At 53.6% G+C, this 16,618-nt stretch carries 18 protein-coding genes; 2 read left to right on the top strand and 16 right to left on the bottom strand.

Translation table 11 applies throughout. The features are described from left to right. Positions 1-43 precede the first annotated feature (43 nt). Both XYCOK13_RS04930 and XYCOK13_RS04925 read right to left on the bottom strand, forming a co-directional pair. Positions 44-706: a DUF559 domain-containing protein gene (locus tag XYCOK13_RS04930; RefSeq protein ID WP_213410775.1), complete on the bottom strand. Its 663-nt coding sequence runs from the start codon at positions 704-706 to the stop codon at positions 44-46. A 762-nt stretch (positions 707-1,468) separates the two neighbouring features. Next, positions 1,469-2,764, bottom strand: a complete 1,296-nt coding sequence (locus XYCOK13_RS04925; RefSeq protein WP_213410774.1) for a DUF4349 domain-containing protein — start codon at positions 2,762-2,764, stop codon at positions 1,469-1,471. A gap of 215 nt (positions 2,765-2,979) precedes the next feature. On the opposite strand from XYCOK13_RS04925, the gene XYCOK13_RS04920 reads away from it, so the two are divergent. Continuing rightward, complete coding sequence (locus XYCOK13_RS04920; protein WP_213410773.1) at positions 2,980-4,182, top strand: MFS transporter; 1,203 nt, start codon at positions 2,980-2,982, stop codon at positions 4,180-4,182. A gap of 89 nt (positions 4,183-4,271) precedes the next feature. Beyond that, positions 4,272-5,408, top strand: a complete 1,137-nt coding sequence (locus XYCOK13_RS04915; protein ID WP_213410772.1) for a THUMP domain-containing class I SAM-dependent RNA methyltransferase — start codon at positions 4,272-4,274, stop codon at positions 5,406-5,408. 77 nt (positions 5,409-5,485) lie between these two features. Here the strand turns inward: XYCOK13_RS04915 and XYCOK13_RS04910 are convergent, their stop codons facing one another. The 14 genes from XYCOK13_RS04910 to XYCOK13_RS04845 all read right to left on the bottom strand — a co-directional run bounded on the left by XYCOK13_RS04910 (position 5,486) and on the right by XYCOK13_RS04845 (position 16,592). Continuing rightward, positions 5,486-6,319: a DUF2935 domain-containing protein gene (locus XYCOK13_RS04910; RefSeq protein ID WP_213410771.1), complete on the bottom strand. Its 834-nt coding sequence runs from the start codon at positions 6,317-6,319 to the stop codon at positions 5,486-5,488. A gap of 99 nt (positions 6,320-6,418) precedes the next feature. Beyond that, positions 6,419-6,640, bottom strand: a complete 222-nt coding sequence (locus tag XYCOK13_RS04905) for a YuzB family protein (protein ID WP_213410770.1) — start codon at positions 6,638-6,640, stop codon at positions 6,419-6,421. Between the two features lie 113 nt (positions 6,641-6,753). Continuing rightward, a complete protein-coding gene (locus XYCOK13_RS04900) occupies positions 6,754-7,968 on the bottom strand; it encodes a M14 family metallopeptidase (protein ID WP_213410769.1) in 1,215 nt (404 codons plus the stop codon). Positions 7,969-8,024: 56 nt separating this feature from the next. After that, a complete protein-coding gene (gene racE, locus XYCOK13_RS04895) occupies positions 8,025-8,846 on the bottom strand; it encodes a glutamate racemase (protein WP_280520876.1) in 822 nt (273 codons plus the stop codon). Between the two features lie 91 nt (positions 8,847-8,937). Continuing rightward, positions 8,938-9,378, bottom strand: a complete 441-nt coding sequence (locus XYCOK13_RS04890; protein WP_213410767.1) for a disulfide oxidoreductase — start codon at positions 9,376-9,378, stop codon at positions 8,938-8,940. A gap of 294 nt (positions 9,379-9,672) precedes the next feature. Further along, positions 9,673-10,074 carry a YtxH domain-containing protein gene (locus XYCOK13_RS04885; RefSeq protein WP_213410766.1) on the bottom strand — a complete coding sequence of 134 codons (402 nt, stop codon included), beginning with the start codon at positions 10,072-10,074 and terminating at the stop codon, positions 9,673-9,675. Further along, positions 10,052-10,558, bottom strand: a complete 507-nt coding sequence (locus tag XYCOK13_RS04880; RefSeq protein WP_213410765.1) for a DUF948 domain-containing protein — start codon at positions 10,556-10,558, stop codon at positions 10,052-10,054. Before XYCOK13_RS04880 ends, XYCOK13_RS04885 begins: the two co-directional genes overlap by 23 nt. Positions 10,559-10,671: 113 nt before the next feature. Continuing rightward, positions 10,672-10,812, bottom strand: coding sequence for a hypothetical protein (locus XYCOK13_RS04875; RefSeq protein ID WP_213410764.1), 141 nt, complete (start codon positions 10,810-10,812; stop codon positions 10,672-10,674). Between the two features lie 30 nt (positions 10,813-10,842). Beyond that, complete coding sequence (locus XYCOK13_RS04870; protein WP_213410763.1) at positions 10,843-12,036, bottom strand: Ger(x)C family spore germination protein; 1,194 nt, start codon at positions 12,034-12,036, stop codon at positions 10,843-10,845. 2 nt (positions 12,037-12,038) lie between these two features. Then, entirely contained in the window at positions 12,039-13,163 is a 1,125-nt protein-coding gene (locus XYCOK13_RS04865; RefSeq protein ID WP_213410762.1) for a GerAB/ArcD/ProY family transporter, read from the bottom strand. Then, entirely contained in the window at positions 13,160-14,731 is a 1,572-nt protein-coding gene (locus XYCOK13_RS04860) for a spore germination protein (RefSeq protein ID WP_244865001.1), read from the bottom strand. Before XYCOK13_RS04860 ends, XYCOK13_RS04865 begins: the two co-directional genes overlap by 4 nt. A gap of 147 nt (positions 14,732-14,878) precedes the next feature. Further along, positions 14,879-15,520, bottom strand: a complete 642-nt coding sequence (locus tag XYCOK13_RS04855) for a helix-turn-helix transcriptional regulator (RefSeq protein WP_213410761.1) — start codon at positions 15,518-15,520, stop codon at positions 14,879-14,881. Positions 15,521-15,672: 152 nt separating this feature from the next. Beyond that, on the bottom strand, positions 15,673-16,113 hold the full coding sequence (locus XYCOK13_RS04850; protein ID WP_213410760.1) for a Fur family transcriptional regulator: 441 nt from the start codon (positions 16,111-16,113) through the stop codon (positions 15,673-15,675). A gap of 47 nt (positions 16,114-16,160) precedes the next feature. Further along, complete coding sequence (locus tag XYCOK13_RS04845; protein ID WP_213410759.1) at positions 16,161-16,592, bottom strand: DUF86 domain-containing protein; 432 nt, start codon at positions 16,590-16,592, stop codon at positions 16,161-16,163. Between the last annotated feature and the right edge of the window lie 26 nt (positions 16,593-16,618).

The following is a 16,618-nucleotide window of genomic DNA, read 5'->3' as shown; positions in this document are numbered from 1 at the left end:
GGTTCAACATCCTTCTAATCCGCCCTCCTTCCCCTTCCGCTCTCTATCGCAATAGTTCAATGACCTGGTAGCCGACTATACGCTTCTTTCCTTTTATCGGTATGAGCATCCCTTCCTTTACGAATCGCTGCATCCAGTCATGTGCGGTTTTCATTGTCACCCCGAACTCCGCCGCGACCAGCGATGCCTTCAGCTTGCCTTCATGCTGCAGCGCCAGGTGCAGGCAGCGATTTTTTCTCGTGGTCCAAAGCTGTTCCGGGGAGCCAGTCTGCAAGCCATAAGTACGGGACCAGCATGCCCCGATGGCCCGCTGCAGCTGATATTGGCAATGTGCGCCTTGATGCTCCACCTGGTTGGCAGACAGGCGCAGGATATGCCAGCCTGCCGCAGCCAGATCGTTCTGCCGATTGAGATGATCGTCGAATTCCTTGTAGGTGATTTGCCGCGCATGGGTCGTGTAGCCGTCGATTTCAATGAGCAGACGAACCTCGCCTTTTTGATATATAAAGTCAATGAATCGCTGCCCGCCCTTCGAATCCATGAACGGATATTCCGCCTGGAGCCCATCAAATCGATAATCGAAATTAGGTCCCCATACCTGCTCCAGAAACAACAGCTCGTACTTTCCAATCTTCGTTCGGATCCTTCCCTTGGCTCTCGCCTCGGCTTCATACGCCTCAACAAACTTCCTGACTGCCGGATGCATGAATCGGTCCCCTCCTTTAATGGCTAGCTCCCTGCTCCTGTTCCAGTTCATCCATAAAAAAACTCCGCCCACCCAACTGCCTGTTCATTTCCGGATCAAAATCCGGCAAACGCCCAGCAGATAGGAAAGACGGAGTGTGCTTCACTCTCGACTTGCTTGGTACTCGACTTGCTTGGTACTCGACTTGCTTGGTACTTAACTTGCTTGGTACTCAGCTTGCTTGGTATATGATTGATTGCCTTTGTCCTCTGAATCTCCGAACCGCGCAGGTACCGCTTGTTGTGGCAATACTCGATTACTGCCCGACTCTCTGACCGACTAAGGCCGGCTCAAGTGCTCCTTTATTCATTGTCGCGTTTTCTCCTAATATTGTCAAGTAATTGAATTCGGTGGTACGGACACATGGGCTGCAACAAATTTATTTTATATACCACTACTATTTTTTATTGGTAGTAAAGTTATTCTTTTCGCTGATTTTCATAGTTTCCGAGTACTTTGTTACCCCATTACCAGTAATAGTGGAAGCCAGCTTCATTATGAATGGTAAAAGGGTAATAAATCGCGTGATCTCAACTACTAGAAGCGAAAAATAATGAATTAGGTACCATTAATAAATGGTAGTGCTACCATAACGCCCGCTTTGCCCGCGACGCCCAACTGATTTCATACGAATCCTTGTGCGAATGGCTGCCTACATTGATGACTTTTGACCCGTACCTTAGTTTTTCCGCTCCCCTTGGTTGGTATTTGCTTCATTCTGCGTCAGTTCTCTTTATCCCCATCAGTCTTCTCATTATCTACGTAAGTTTTCTCTTTATCTCTCTCAGTTTTCACATCGTCTTCATTCGCTGTCGCTTCGTCTGTTGCTTCTCGAACCTGAGAAGGTCGAGATTGTTGGGGTGGATCGTCCGCTGTCGCTTCGCGTTCATTCGTTGTCGGCTCCGGAAGGACGGAATCGCCTGCTTGCGTCAGATTGTCCTCCTGATGTGCTTGGCTGTTATCCTTCGACGATAGCGAACCGTCCGCCGCTGATGGAGTGAGACTGACTCCTCTGCTGCCCCCCGATTTTCGATTTCGCCGATACCTTGCGACAAATGGCAGCGCTACCAGCGCCAGAAACAGCAAAACCGGGAGCATCGCCGCAAGTCCGACCACCATTCCTTCGAGCGCATTCTTGAGCAGCTGCAAGCTCTTGCCCATAGCCAGATAAGCACGCTTGTAAAAGGGATCGCCTTCGCCCATCATATGCGATTTGCCATCCAGTCTTTCATGGACGTGCAGGGTAACCGTAGAATAGGCAACGTTCTGATCCAAATACCTCATGCGCCCCAGTATCCGTTCAATTTCCTCTTGCACAACTGCCAGTTCATTCGAAAAGGCGAGCAAATCCTGCGAGCTGTCAGCCTGCTCCATAAATGCGAGCAACCGGCTTTCCACTACGCGCTTTGCCCTGAGACGAGCTTCCAAGTCTACATATTCGCTCGTGACATCGGTCCCCTCCACACTGCGATGAAGGCTGATCGGCTCCAAGCTGTCCAACTCGTCCAGGAACGAGGAGAAGCCTTGGGAAGGCACCTTCAAGGTAAACGTGCCGCTGCGATCATAACGCGATTCATTTTCTTCAAAATTCAGAATATAGCCGCCGGACAGATGGGCCAATTGCCGAATGCTAGCTTGCGCATCTGCATACGCCTTCACTTCCATCACAACATCGGCCTTGTAAATCAGCTTCCGGTTCAAGCCGCTGTTATCCGCAGCAGCCTGCTCCATGCCGGCTTGCGAACCAGGTTCACCTTCACCCTGCTGAACTTCTCTTCTGGACGCTTCACCCGCAGCAACGTTGGCGTTTGAAGTGGTCGTCACTTGATCTGCATAGTCGTAGGAGCTTTCAGCGCCGTCCATACTGCCCGCAGTGTCTTGATTCGCAATACTCATCTGGTCCGAACTTCCTCCACAGGCAGAAAGCAAGCTTGCAAGCAGCATGACAGCCAGCCACACAGCCCCTACGCGACGCGCTTTTCCCGCAACCGCATGCCAATTATACATTCTCTCTCTCATTGTTCCATGACCCCCTCTTTTGTTGGCGTCTCCCCTTCTTTATAACCCGCAATCTCCTATATAGACGAAGCTTGGCTGCCAAGTGTTGCATGCATCGCAAATAGACATTGCCACACAGCGGGGCGAGGCGGCGGCGCATCATTCCATATTCCGGCTGGTCCTGTGCTATACTAAAGGAATGCTACAGCGTTATACGCCGGAAAGAAGGGGACCGCATGAATTGGAAAGCCAACCTTGCTGTTCTTTGGTTCGGCACTTTTGTCGTAATGGCCGGAATGACGATGATCATACCCTTCGTCCCGTATTACATACAAGAGATGGGCGTTACCGATGCAGACAGTGTGGCGATGTGGGCCGGTGTGATTTTCGCGGCGAACTTTGTCACGGCGTTTTTGTTCCAGCCCATTTGGGGCAGGCTGGCCGACCGCCATGGACGCAAAATCATGGTGCTGCGCTCCGGCTTCGGCATGGCGGTTGTGATGGCGCTGATGGGACTTGCCGCCACACCGTGGCAGCTGCTGCTTCTGCGCATGCTGAACGGCACCATCTCCGGCTACATCCCGGCAGCCGTTTCGCTCATATCGGCGAGCACGCCCCGGGAGAAGATGGGCTTCACGATGGGCGTCCTGCAATCCGGCCAAGTGGCCGGGACGATACTCGGTCCGCTGATTGGCGGCGTGCTGGCAGACTGGGTCGGCTACCGTCCGATCTTCTACATTACCAGCTCCCTGTTGTTTGTCGCCACGCTGACAGCCGCGCTGCTGGTGAAGGAGAAGTTCGACAAGCAGAAGGCGATGGAGAAGCCGAATCTCTCCCTGTCCAAGGGCTTCGCGGAGCTGGCGCGCATTCGTCAGCTGACAGCCCTGTTCGCGGTAACCTTTATGATCCAGTTCGCCTTGATGAGCTCCATGCCGCTTATTCCCGTCTTCATTCAGGAGATGCATCCGGCAGCCGCTTCGCTCGCCTTTCTTGCCGGTCTCGTTGCCTCCGTGACCGGGTTGAGCAACATGATCGCTTCACCGCTGCTTGGCCGCCTGAGCGACAAGCTCGGGCCAGAGCGCATTCTGCGCTTCAGCTTGATCGGCGCTTGCATGACCTTCATCCCGCAAGCCTTCGTGCACAACGTCTGGCAGCTGCTCGTCTTCCGGTTTTTGATGGGGGTCTTTATCGGCGGACTGATCCCGTCGGTTAATGCGCTGATTCGCCAATACACGCCGGACGGAATGGAAAGCCGGGCTTACAGCTTCAATACGAGCTTTCTCGCACTCGGCAATGTGCTGGGTCCTACGTTGGGAGGCCTGTTCTCGGGATGGGCGGGCATTCGTCCGATCTTTCTGATCGCGGCCTGTCTGTTCGCCGTCAACGCCTACTGGGTGTACTGGTCGCTGTTTGCCCGCCGCAGGCAAGCATCATCCTGACGCTGCCGCGAGATGAGCCGGTCAGCCTATAACGCCCCGTGAACGCTAGCTAGTTCAGCTATACCTATCAAGAAGGAGCTGTCTATCCCATGTCGAAACTCCAACTGATTGCCACCGTCCCGATGGGATTGGAGGCCATCGTCTCCTATGAATTGAAGCAGCTTGGGTACACCGATCAAATGACGGAGAACGGCCGCGTCATCTTCAGCGCCGAAGCGTCGGATATCGCCCGCTGCAATCTCTGGCTGAGAACAGCCGACCGTATTCTTGTCAAGATGGGGGAGTTCCCGGCTACAACCTTCGAGGAACTGTTCGAAGGCACCAAAGCGCTGGATTGGCCGGACTGGATTCCGATGCACGGCGAATTCCCCGTTCAGGGCAGATCGCAGAAGTCCCAGCTGTCCAGTGTGCCGGCGTGCCAGAGCATTGTGAAGAAAGCGGTCGTGGAAAAAATGAAAGAAGCATACCGCCAGTCCTGGTTCGAGGAGAACGGACCGCGATACGCTATCGAAGTGTCTCTTCTGAAGGACACGGCTACCTTGACGCTGGACACGACCGGACCCAGCCTGCACAAGCGAGGATACCGCAAGCTGGTCACCGAAGCGCCGTTGAAGGAAACAATGGCGGCAGCCCTGATCTACATTAGCCGCTGGCGTCCGGAACTGCCGCTCTACGATCCGTTCTGCGGTTCCGGCACCATACCGATTGAGGCGGCTATGATCGCCTGGAACGTGGCGCCGGGCCTGCGCCGCAGCTTCCCGGCGGAGGCCTGGCAGCGGATTGGCGAGCAGGCCTGGCAATCCGCCCGTGACGAAGCCTATGACGCGCTGAAGGATGATACCCCCTTGCACATTGCCGGCTCGGACATCGACCCGCAGGCGATTGAGGTAGCGCAGGCAGCGGCCCGCGCCGCTGGCCTGGCCAAGGATATCCGCTTCGAAGCCTTGCCGGTTGCGAAGGCGAAGCCGGAGGGGGAACGAGGCTTCCTTATTACCAATCCGCCTTATGGTGAACGGTTATCGGATGAGCGTGAGGTGGAAAAGCTGATCCGCCAATTCGGCCACTTGTACCGCAAGCTAGGGAGCTGGTCCGCCTTCGCTCTCAGTCCGACCAAAGCATTCGAGCGCTATTTCGAACAAGAGGCAGACAAAAAACGCAAGCTCTACAATGGCCGTATCGAATGCCAGTACTACCAGTACAAAATACCGGCCGATCAGGTGCGCTAACCGCAACAAAAGCCGCCCAAAGCTGCAGCCATTGCAGGTTCGGGCGGCTTTCTCCGCAAAGCGCGCAGCCACGACCGTCACTCCTGTACGCGAGGCTTGGTCGGATCACATTCGGGAGGCTTCACTCCGCTTGTCTCAGCCAGCTTGATCAAGTAATAGCATTCCTCCCTGTACATATGATCCGGCATAAGCGGTGTCAGCACATCAAGCGCCTCCCCGGTAAGATTCAGCTCAACCAATTCTGCCAGGAAGCCCTGAAACAGCTTCATCTCCAGATCAACCTGACGATTGAAGCGATGCAGCGCAGGGAAGGCGGTCAAGCCGGTTCTCAGGTAGCCTGCCATTTCCACAGCCTTTAAGTAAAAGGCATCGAATTTTTTCTTGTACATGTCGCTATTGTTTCGGAGATCCGCTTCGACCGGGTCCAGTTGATCGTGAATCGAGGCAGCGTGTCCGGAGGCATCGAGCAGCCAGATCAGATGATGATGCACAGGATGAAGCAGCGGCGGCGTTTTCTCCACAGTCAAGTAAGCTAGGATGCGAATGTATTCATCGATTTCATTCACCATATGATTGTAAAAGGTCGGGGGCAGCGTTGAACGAAGATCGCCTTGCAAATGTCTGGACAATAAATGAAGCTTGAATGCGCGCAATTGCTGCGCCGCCTGGAGCGCTTCCTGTGTCAGGCGAAGCGTGTCTGCAGCCGGCAGTCGCCTTCTTGCCGTTCCCAGCAAGGAATCGAACAAAGTGATGAATGCTTGTGCCTGTTCGATTTCCTTCAGCTCAGCAATGGGCATGGAGCTTTCGATGAATCTGGCGTGATCGCCGAGAATCTGCAGCCAAAACCGATGTTCAAACAGCGCCTTCTCCACGTCATAGGCAGCCGTATCCGGTGATTTCCCATCAGCCATAAAAAAAACCTCCCTCATAGATCGATCGGGACCAACCGCGGGCAGCATATGCGTATCCGCCCACCTCATTGTATGAGACCGATCTGAGGAAGATGATGTTTATTTCACATATTTTCTCGCTTTTTCAATCGCTTCGTCTTCTGTCTGGCCTGTCACATACCGTCCATTTATATAGATAAATGCCGCTCTGGAGCAGGGACCGCAATAAGATTTGCAGCCAATTTTGATTTCCGCTTCCGGGTCCAGCTGTTCCAGCTTCGGCACCATCGTCTTCAACCGTATATGCCTGCACTTATCGCAGATTCTTATGTCATTCGCCATAGGTGCGGGATCTCCTTTCCTTCGATACCGGCAGCACCGATCCATTTTAATCTGAGTGCTATTGTATATAATCGGCACCAAGAAAGCAATCCCGTCCCCCAAATTTGTACCGCCTACCCTACTGCCGCAGCCTTCATCGCCTCCAGCAGCAATGCGCTTACTCGCTCATACATCGCCGGAAATTGCTCGGCCGGCAGCGGATTGACGCCGAAGCCGCATTCCACCGTAAAGCCGCAGCGCCTGAACCGCTGAATGAACCAGTCCTTATATCCGGCATCGCTGCCCGCCAGCTTGACGGCCCGATAGAAGCTCACCGAGGCCAGACGATTTGCCAGCTGTTCCGCCTCTTCCGGCTCATAGCCGCGATAGTTCCAATAAATCTCCTCGCCTTGCGTATGCAGCGATACGACACAATGAAAATCCATGCGCTCTGTCCAGACGGCCAACGCCTTCGCTTCCGGTTCGGACAACGGCGCTTCGCCTGCATAATCCCGGGGCGACGGACCATTCGGAGAACGCCGTTCCCGCTCTGTCTCCCAGTGAGCCGGAAACTGGTCATTCAGATCGACGCCGCGGATATTCGCCTTCCACTGCTGAAATTGACGGGAGCCGTTATTCCAGGCAGTCAGCTCCGCGTAATACGGATGCGCGGGATGTATCCCGCACAGTGCCAGCTCCACGCCATCCGGATTCACCATTGGCACCGCATGCAAGCTGACATGTTCGAGGAGCGAGGCGATGTCGGTTCCCCGGAACAGAGTTCCATGCTGAAGAGCAGCCGCGCAATCATCCACAAACTTCATGAGGAGCGGGGTCGTCATCCACTCGTTCGCGTGAACACTCGCATTCACATGTACCCGGCGGGAGCCCGTGCCGAGCAACACAGCGGCAATCTCTCTTCCCAATACGGATTGGCCGATTGCCTCCTGCTGCAGGAAAGGATACGCCCCTTTCCATCGGTTCAAATCCTTCTGAAGTTCCACATATCCGTAGGACAAGCCCGGTTCATTCCATAGCCCGCCTTCCTGGCCGGGAATCAGAAGCACCTGCCCCTCTTGCGGCCGTTCGGCGGGCACAGCCGGATTGATCTGCTTCAATCGCTTCTCACTGATCTGGAAGCCATGCGCAATAGTCGCATAACTGTCCCCTTTCTGCACGGCATAATGACGGGACGGACGAACGGGTATCCGGAGAATTTGACCCGGCATGACATAAGCATGATCATGGTGCTGCGCGTTTGCAGCTAACAACGAAGGAACATTGATGCCGAATTTGCGGGCAATGCGATGCAGGTTGTCACCGACTTGGACCAAATAAGGAAAGGACATGCGTCAAAAAACCTCCTTTGCAAGTAACCTATGCAACAGGAGGTTTTTCCATGAAATTATACGTATTTGGGACCCTGCCACACGACAGGCGTTACCTGGATATCCTCATTCAGCCATTCCCTCGCAATGCCTTGAAAGGTAGCCGGATTGCCGCTGCACAAAAAGTGATGAACCGGCCGTTCCCTCGTCTTCGCCAGCTGCCCTTGATGATGAAGGACGGCGCTGGTCTCGCGCGCCGTCTCCTCGGCAGAGTTGATCAGCTCCACTCCGCTGCCCATCACGCTCGAAATGGCATCTTGAAGAAACGGATAATGGGTACAGCCCAGGATCAAGCAGTCCATCGGTTTTCCATGCGCATGGTGCTTAAGCGGCGCCAGCGACTCCCATACTGCTTGCTTCGCTTGAGGCGAGTGAAAATCCCCCTGCTCCACCAGCGGAACGAACCGCGGACAGGGTTGGCTGAGCACCTCCAGCTTGGGCGACAAATCTTTCAGCGCTTGATCGTACGCTTGGCTGCGAACTGTGCATTCCGTGCCAATGACCCCGATCACGCCGGATTTCGTCTTCTTGACTGCTGCCCGTGCGCCGGGGCAAATCACCCCTACGACGGGAATCGAGACAGAAGCTCGCACTTGATCCAAAGCAACGGCTGTCGCTGTATTGCAGGCAATTACCAAAAGCTTCGGCTGGAAGCGCAACAGATAACGCACAATTTGCATAGTAAACCGGACGATCTCTTCCGGCTTTCGCGGCCCATAGGGCGACCGCGCCGAGTCACCGAAATAGACGATCTTTTCCTGCGGCAGCTGGCGTATGATCTCCTTCGCCACGGTAATGCCGCCGACGCCCGAATCCAGAATGGCTATAGGATGCTGCACAATTACCGCTTCCTTCATTGTTCAAGTGACTGTACCCTTGCTCTTATTCAGCGTATGAAGGAAAATCGGTAAATGTACCTGATTTGGAGCCTTACTTGCCTGCAGCCGAACGGGCATTGCGGATAATCAAGATTTGCAGCACGGTGATCAGGGTAAAAGCGATCAACGCCAAAAATGGGATGGTGATAAAGCCAAGCCAATTAATATAGGCCGTGTTGCAAGGAATAATGCCGCAGCCTGATCCCGCTGACTGGAACCAGGGGGTTTTCTGCACCAAATAATGATAGGTGGACATCCCCATGCCGAGCACCGAGAACGGCAGCACATAATAGCTTTGCTTGTAATCATTGCGCACAGCGGCAATGCCCAGGAGAATAACCAGCGGATACATCAAAATACGTTGGTACCAGCAATAAGTGCATGGAATAAATTTCTGGATTTCGCTGAAATACAGGCTGCCCAAGGTCGCTGCAAGCGCAATTCCCCAGCTTAGGTATAACCCCTGCTCAAGCACAAATGATTTCTTGTTCATCAATCTCCCGCCTCCTTTCTGTCTACTAATATAGCAGCGGTCTCTCTCTTTTTTTTCTTATTATCCCACGAGCCGGTTCGCCGGACAAGTGACGCGGCTTTAGCTTGACAGAGCCAGAGCCGGTCTGGCAGCAGGCAGCAGGATTGCTGATGCCGCGGCTGATCAAAAGCGGAATAGGTCCGTCCGCCGAGTTTCGCAAGAGCTTCAAGAAACCATAGAAAAAAGCTGCCCCCAAGTCGATTCGCGACGCTAGAGGCAGCCTTGATGTATGCGAGATGACGGTGTCATGCAGGATCAGTTATTCTGACCTTCTTCCTGTGCGGACTCGCTTGCTGCGGCGATTTCCGCCTGTGCATCCAAAGTCTCCGTTTCGCTCGCTTCGGCAGCTGGATTGCGGCGAGCTTGCACCCATGTCTTCAAATCTTCTGCTGTATCCCTGGCTTTGCCCGCCCATTCTTGCCCCTTCTGGCTGACTGTTCCATATACTTCACGCGACTTTTTGCCTACCGTGTCAGCGACTTGATGCGTTTTCTCGCTTACTTGATGGTAGCCCTCCGCAATATCGCCGCGCAGCTCCTTGCCCGACTTCGGCGCCAGCAAAAGCGCGGTTGCCGCTCCTACGAGAGCGCCAAGAATTGCGCCAGCCGCGAAATGCTTGCCGCTGAACGATTGGCTATTGTTGTTCTTTTCCGTCATGCTGTTCCTCTCCTCTCATTTTTGACTCTTTCAGGTTGTTCCACAGCTGAAGCCCCGATGTCAAAAAGGCAATCGCCGTATCGATTGTGCTGTTGCTCGAGGACGCCGCGCGCTGAACCTTGCTCGTCACGTTGTGCGATACAGCAGCGGATACTTGCTTCACAGACGAGGTAATCTCATGCACCGCATCCCCTGCCTGCTCCACTGCGCTGCTTACTTGCTTCATGGAGTTCCCCAGTTGCTTCGCAGTGGCAAACATGCTGTCCAGACTCTTCACCTTGTCCTGAAGATCGGCCGTCATTTCACGAGAGTGCTTCAGCAGCTGCTGCGCTTCGCCGCTGATCTCTTCCACCCTTTGCTCCATTTGCCGTACCGTTTGACTCATCTGCAGCATCGACGCTCGTGCTGTTCGCAGCGTTGCGATCAAATAGACTGTGAGTACGACAAAAGCGGCCGCTATTACGACTACACTGATTTCCCACACCAACGCATCACCTCTTCCGTCGGGGATTCGCGACGCTTACGGGCATACGCCCAGTTGCCATATTGTATTGTAAGTATAGCACACTCGTCCTGACACAACCAAAATGCGATTGCTCAAGTTTTTTTCCACGGCGGATCTGCCCGGCGGTGCAAGGCGGCAAAAATTTTAACGATCAACCAAGGAACGAACAAGCTGAGCGCCGCACAAACAAACGTGGCGCCCGATGGGATATGATCGGCCAGCCATAACCGCATGATGCATCCTCCTTTCGTATGAAAGCCTGACTATTCCGCATGCATGCGTGAAGAGTCCAACACAGAACCAATATTGCGGAGATCTATTTCCGGTTCGATGTTAATGCTTACTTGACTGAACATGCCTCCCTCTCCATTCCATTCCGATTTCACCGCATTCCACACCTTAGGCCGTTCGGTTTTGAGCCATTTCCCCAAGCCGATTACGTCTGCGGCAAACTCGTTCTGCAGCTTCTTCACAGCCAGCTCGCACAGGCGTATAACCTCCTGCTCAGCCTCCTTCTCGATCTGTTCGTACATGCGCGACTCCTCCAAGGAAAGGGGCTTCAGCGTTTCGTGCAAATTCCCCTCCACCTGCATCCGTATGGTGAAGGATACGGGTCTTCCTGCTTCAATGACTGCTTGAATATACGGCTTCACCCAGGTTACAGCCATCACAGCAATCCCTCCCTCGATCTCAAATTCCAAAATCCCGCCATGCAGCTGGCCATTCAAAAAATTCAGCCCTTCCGTTTCCTCCTCGCCAAGAAATCCTGCCAGTCGGCCATCGCGGAATACGGAATTGCCCGCAATCTTTACCTCGTTCATGTCGGCATTGATGCGCGGAATCAGGAAGGGCTCATTCTCCAGCAGCTTATCATGCACTTCCCCGATACGAACCGGCGGCTGCATGCGCGCGTTCCGATAATCGTTCTTGGAAATGGAATCGATATACATGGCGGGCAGCTTCTCGTTCGTCGGTTCTACCTCCAGCACCTTGCGCGCATCTCCCCTGGAAACAAACAGCTTTGTGCCGCGCCGCATTTCTGGATAGCGGATGAAATAGTCCAGCGTGGAAGCGAAGTACTCAGATTTGGCTACTTCCTCCGACACAATAATAATCTTGATATGCTCATAGAAGGGAGATCGGCTTGTCCGGGCCGCGGTCGACCGGATCATCTCCAAGATGGTGTCCCCTTCGCTCGTCATGTTCATATAAGCTTTGCCCCCTCCATCGCCTCCTTGCCCGGCTCCTTCTCCAGCCAGCGCCCCGGGCACAACAAGCTGCTGTGTGAGCGCAAAGCGTTCAGGTCCCTTGGCCTTGTTCCCCGCTTCCTTATCGGCGCGGTCCTCAGCCTGCCCGCTCTTAGGGAAATCAATCGCCACGCCAATGACAAATCCCCGCTCCTCTATTTCTATCCGGTCCCAGCAGCCGCTTGTTATAAGCGCGCATGCAACCAGCATACCTAGCAGCCCTGCCGGCTTGAGCCTGCGCCTGCCTTCCTGAGACGGGCCATGATTAGATACATAATTGGAACGATCACCCCGTATATGATTCCTATCACAATGTAAATAGTCCCCCATTGTTCCACCTCCATATTGTTATTGGGCACCATGGCCAATAGCATAATGAGAGGAGACAATATGTAGATCCATCTCATTTTGGACACACGCTTGAATACGGAAGAGAGCGATAGGATAGCCAGATCGTAGGCCATCGCCGCTGTGCTGAATATCGTCATCGTCCAGACCGTGAAGTAGATAGACTCGAAGCGTTCGAAAAATCCTCCCGGCAGCTCTACTTCCTTCGCCGTTTCGATTGTCGGGAATGCAATATTTCGCAATGCTCCTTGCCCGAATGTAGAGACGACAAAGAAATAAATGATCAGATAGAGCACGACCGGCACAGCCATGCCGACAAGTGTATGCTTGGGCAAATGAGTCGGATTGCGCACACTGGAAGCATATTGCAGCAATATGATATAGCCGACAAAAGCCCCCGATGAAAAGAAGGCGGCCTTCAACAGCGAGGGAGCGGGAGTCTGAAAGAAGGGCTTGATTTCACCGATGTCCAGGTACTTCAGGTTGGCCAGCTGCACAATCAAAGTAAAGAGCAGCACGATCGGCAAAAACAACGTGTTGATCCGGAACAATGCTGCCCGGCTCCCTGCTACCGCATAGATGACCACAAGCAAAAAAACCAAAGCGATGGCCTCAATCGGGGTCCGGTCAAACAAATAGAGCTTGGAGATCATGCTCAGCACCCGGACTTCGTAGGCAACGAGAGAGGCGAATGTCACCCCCATTACAAAGGTCAGAACAGCGGAAATGGGACGCGTGACGAGCCTCGAGCCGTATTCATGGAACGTCATGCCCGGGAACTTCTGTACAAGGCGCGCCGCAAGCCAGCCGCAGGCCATGAAGAACAAGCCGGCGCTCAGCAAGGGCATCCAGCCGTCGAACGCATACGTATGCGTGGCCAGGATACGCGGCAACGACAAAATGCTTACCCCAATCGTAAACGCAGGAATCGCCACCATATACTCCCTCTCGGATACCAGTTCATCGGAATACGGATAGGCATTTTTCATTGCTTCTCACCTTTGTTGGTTTTTTGCTTCACCTTGTCCGCCGTATTGTTCATGTCCGGCCGCTCTTGCATGGTCGTATAGGGCGCACGCAGGACGAGGTCCTTCCAGTCTCCCGGGAAAGTCGGCGAGAATGGGGCAGTATAAGGCAAGCCGAAACTTTTCAGATTCGTAACGTGAATATTCACCATAATGTAGACCAGTACAAGCCCATAAAAGCCAAAGATGGCAGCGCCTATCATGACGGCAAAACGAATGATCCGCAAGGAGATGCCGAAGCTGTAGTTCGGCAGGGCAAACGTGGAGATCGCGGTGACGGCAACGATGATAACCATGAATGGACTGACTACGCCGGCCATGACAGCCGCCTCCCCGATTACCAACCCCCCGACGATGCCAATCGTTTGACCGAGCTGCTTAGGCATACGGACGCCGGCTTCACGCAATATTTCCAGCGTCACCTCCATGAAGAAGGCTTCGACTACAGCTGGGAAAGGCACACCCTCCCTGGCGCCCGCAATGGAGAAGGCAAGCTTCGAGGGAATCATGCCAGGGTGATACTCAACAAGCGCAATATACAACCCCGGCAAAAACACCGCGATAAATGCGCAGATGTAACGGAGAATGCGAATAAGCGTGGAAATCATCCAGCGCTCGTTGTAGTCTTCTGTGGAATGCAACTCGGAGCCAAACGTGATCGGCAGGAGAAGCACAAACGGCGTGCCGTCAATAAAGATCGCTACCTTGCCCTGATACAAATTCGCGCTTACCTTGTCGGGCCTCTCGGTATGGCGAATTTGGGGAAAAGGCGAAAGGAAGCTGTCCTGAATCAGTTGCTCGATGGCTCCGCTCTCCGGTACAGTATCAAGCGAGAATGAATCCAGCCTCCGTTTCACTTCGGCAACAAGGTCAGGGGGCACTACACCGTCTACATAAGCAAGAACGACGCGTGTCTTCGAGCGCTTGCCGATGACATAGGAATCGAGCCGCAGATTGGGATCTACCACTATTCTGCGAAGCAGCGCTATATTGGTCGTAATATTTTCGATAAACCCCGTGCGCGGGCCGCGTATCATTGCTTCGCTGGCAGGCTCGTCTACGCTGCGATAAGGGCCTCCCTTGAAATCCGCAACCATCGCTCCTGTCCAGCCGTCTGCGAATAGCAGACAGCTGCCGGATAGCAGCTTGTTGACAAGCTGAGGCAAACAGCTTTCGCGACTGACCTGACCTGCCGCGAGCAATTCAGGCAATTGTTCAGCCAGCCCTGCAGCATTGTGACGGAAGTGTCCATGGAGCGCATAATCCTTAAGAGGCTCCAATACAAACTGTTCAATCCTCTCGGTGTCGGCCAATCCTTCCATATACAAGATTGTCAGGGCAGAGTTTGACGTTAGCGGAAACCTGCGAACGACCAGATCGACAGGATGACGAAGCAGGTCGCGAATATATTGCACATTCGTTTCCGCATTCGCATACAACCGCAGATCATCTGACGTGCCGGGCGGAACCGATTTCCGATGCTGGCTGGTGAACCAATGATGAGTTAGACGCCGCAGCATGCCGAACAACATATACTCACGCTCCGATTCCAGTGTTGTTTCCCTAGTGTTCTCCAGAATCGCGGGAACTAAACGAGAGAATACCAAATAGAAAAAGCTGCCTCCCAAGTTCAGAAATAACTGGGGGACAGCTTTTTATTTGGAATCGTATGGGACGCTTCAAGTGTTCACTCGGCGCGGACGAATTTGGTAGCTGCATTTCTGCCCGCCCTTCGCCAGACATTCGGTCCGTTCCACCTCGCTGTCCAGCAGCTGCCGAAACAGCTGGAGCTCACAGCGGCAAGCTTGCTGATAACGATAGGCTACATGCGAGATCGGACAATTATGCTCAACCAGCGTATATCCGCCCTCTTCATCAGGGTGAACCCGAACCATATAACCGGATTCATCTTGGATTTGCGCAAGCAGAGTGACCTTTTCGGACAGGGTCTTGCCCTTCATGCGCTCGGTATACCGCTCGGCCAGACGGGCTTTGCGCCGTTCGAACAAGCGCTCCACCATCGCACTGTCTTCCTGTTCCAGCTCTTCGAGCAGATCAAGCGCGAGCACGTTGTAATTTTTCGGGAAGAGCTTATCCGCTTCCGGAGCAAGCATATAGCGATGGAGCGGTCTGCCTTTCGGCAGCTTGACTGCCGCCGACTGGAGGAAACCGTCCTTTTCCAACGACTGGATATGCCGTCTCACTGCCATCTCGGTTACACCCAGCTGCACCGCCAGTTCTCCGACGCTGTGCGCTCCTTGTGTTTTCAAAATATGCAATATCGTCTGTTTTGTCGACACATCCGGTTGCCGCATCTCCATCACCCTTTACTATCTCCTATTGTAGCTTAGTGAACATGCCGTGTAAATTGGGAGAATGGAACCGGCGGGTCAGAAGGAGGCATCCAAAAAAGGCGGCATGCCAAAAAGCTGGCCGAACAGTCGGCACTCGACTGGATAGACCAGCTTAACGATTACTTTTTCTGTTCGGCTCCCTGACAGTTTCCGCAATAGCCGTAAATTTCAAAGCGGTGCATAACAGGTTCGAAGCCTGGTTGTTGTCCGACGTACGGGAGTGGACAAAATTCAAAGGGAATGGTCTTTTCGCATTGCATGCAAATCATATGGTGATGATGATGAGACTCGCAGCGTGCCCGAAACTTCATGCCGTCGTGGAAATGGAACTGTTCCAACACGCCCAGATCCGGCTCGCTCAGCAAGCGCAGATTCCGATAGATCGTATCGTAGCTGACACCCGGATAGTCCCGCTTCATCTCCTCATACACTTCAAGCGGAGACCAGTACCGCTCGGAAGAAAGGAACAGCTCGAGCAAGCTCTTGCGTTGATTCGTAACCCGCCAGCCTTTGTCGCTCATCAACTGCACCCATTCTTTCATTCTCTGCGCATCAGCCATGAAGACACCCCGATCATTCCTAATTTCCCTTTATTATAACAATTCTTTTACAACAAATCCTTATTTCGCTGCAAAAACTGCCGCACTTGCTCGGCGAATGCCTGCAGCTGCTCCCCGAGCGGCGGAATCAGGCCGCTCAATTGTTCCTGCGGCAAATCCATATATTGCTGCATCAGCGGCTTCCTCCACTTCACAAGGTTCACCAGCGCTTCCGCGAGTCGATCATCCAGCACTTCTTCGCCCTGCAGCACTTCCACGATGTCCTCATAGCTTCCGGCATCCCGCATCATAAAACCGTCAATCAGATAAGAGCCGACATCCGTAACCAATTCAATGGCCAGCTGCAGCACCCGTTCCCGGGACAAAGCCAGTACCGGGTCAGGGTCAGCCGCATTCTCTGCAAGACGCCGCGCCACAGTTCCGACATGCTGCGAGAAGTCCAGCCGTTTCTCGATTTGATCGATATTCACATAGTACATGCCTATCCCCCCTAAACCTTCATTAG

The organism is Xylanibacillus composti, from assembly GCF_018403685.1.
In the GTDB taxonomy this organism is placed as follows: domain Bacteria; phylum Bacillota; class Bacilli; order Paenibacillales; family K13; genus Xylanibacillus; species Xylanibacillus composti.
This window is presented reverse-complemented; position numbering and strand designations above follow the sequence as displayed.

Excerpts from the sequence above, each read along its gene's own strand:
- XYCOK13_RS04930 (WP_213410775.1), bottom strand. The coding sequence starts at position 706 with ATGCATCCGGCAGTCAGGAAGTTTGTTGAGGCGTATGAAGCCGAGGCG.
- XYCOK13_RS04925 (WP_213410774.1), bottom strand. The coding sequence starts at position 2,764 with ATGAGAGAGAGAATGTATAATTGGCATGCGGTTGCGGGAAAAGCGCGT.
- XYCOK13_RS04920 (WP_213410773.1), top strand. The coding sequence starts at position 2,980 with ATGAATTGGAAAGCCAACCTTGCTGTTCTTTGGTTCGGCACTTTTGTC.
- XYCOK13_RS04915 (WP_213410772.1), top strand. The coding sequence starts at position 4,272 with ATGTCGAAACTCCAACTGATTGCCACCGTCCCGATGGGATTGGAGGCC.
- XYCOK13_RS04910 (WP_213410771.1), bottom strand. The coding sequence starts at position 6,319 with ATGGCTGATGGGAAATCACCGGATACGGCTGCCTATGACGTGGAGAAG.
- XYCOK13_RS04905 (WP_213410770.1), bottom strand. The coding sequence starts at position 6,640 with ATGGCGAATGACATAAGAATCTGCGATAAGTGCAGGCATATACGGTTG.
- XYCOK13_RS04900 (WP_213410769.1), bottom strand. The coding sequence starts at position 7,968 with ATGTCCTTTCCTTATTTGGTCCAAGTCGGTGACAACCTGCATCGCATT.
- XYCOK13_RS04890 (WP_213410767.1), bottom strand. The coding sequence starts at position 9,378 with ATGAACAAGAAATCATTTGTGCTTGAGCAGGGGTTATACCTAAGCTGG.
- XYCOK13_RS04885 (WP_213410766.1), bottom strand. The coding sequence starts at position 10,074 with ATGACGGAAAAGAACAACAATAGCCAATCGTTCAGCGGCAAGCATTTC.
- XYCOK13_RS04875 (WP_213410764.1), bottom strand. The coding sequence starts at position 10,812 with ATGCGGTTATGGCTGGCCGATCATATCCCATCGGGCGCCACGTTTGTT.
- XYCOK13_RS04870 (WP_213410763.1), bottom strand. The coding sequence starts at position 12,036 with ATGCTGGTTGCATGCGCGCTTATAACAAGCGGCTGCTGGGACCGGATA.
- XYCOK13_RS04865 (WP_213410762.1), bottom strand. The coding sequence starts at position 13,163 with ATGAAAAATGCCTATCCGTATTCCGATGAACTGGTATCCGAGAGGGAG.
- XYCOK13_RS04860 (WP_244865001.1), bottom strand. The coding sequence starts at position 14,731 with ATGTTGTTCGGCATGCTGCGGCGTCTAACTCATCATTGGTTCACCAGC.
- XYCOK13_RS04855 (WP_213410761.1), bottom strand. The coding sequence starts at position 15,520 with ATGGAGATGCGGCAACCGGATGTGTCGACAAAACAGACGATATTGCAT.
- XYCOK13_RS04850 (WP_213410760.1), bottom strand. The coding sequence starts at position 16,113 with ATGGCTGATGCGCAGAGAATGAAAGAATGGGTGCAGTTGATGAGCGAC.
- XYCOK13_RS04845 (WP_213410759.1), bottom strand. The coding sequence starts at position 16,592 with ATGTACTATGTGAATATCGATCAAATCGAGAAACGGCTGGACTTCTCG.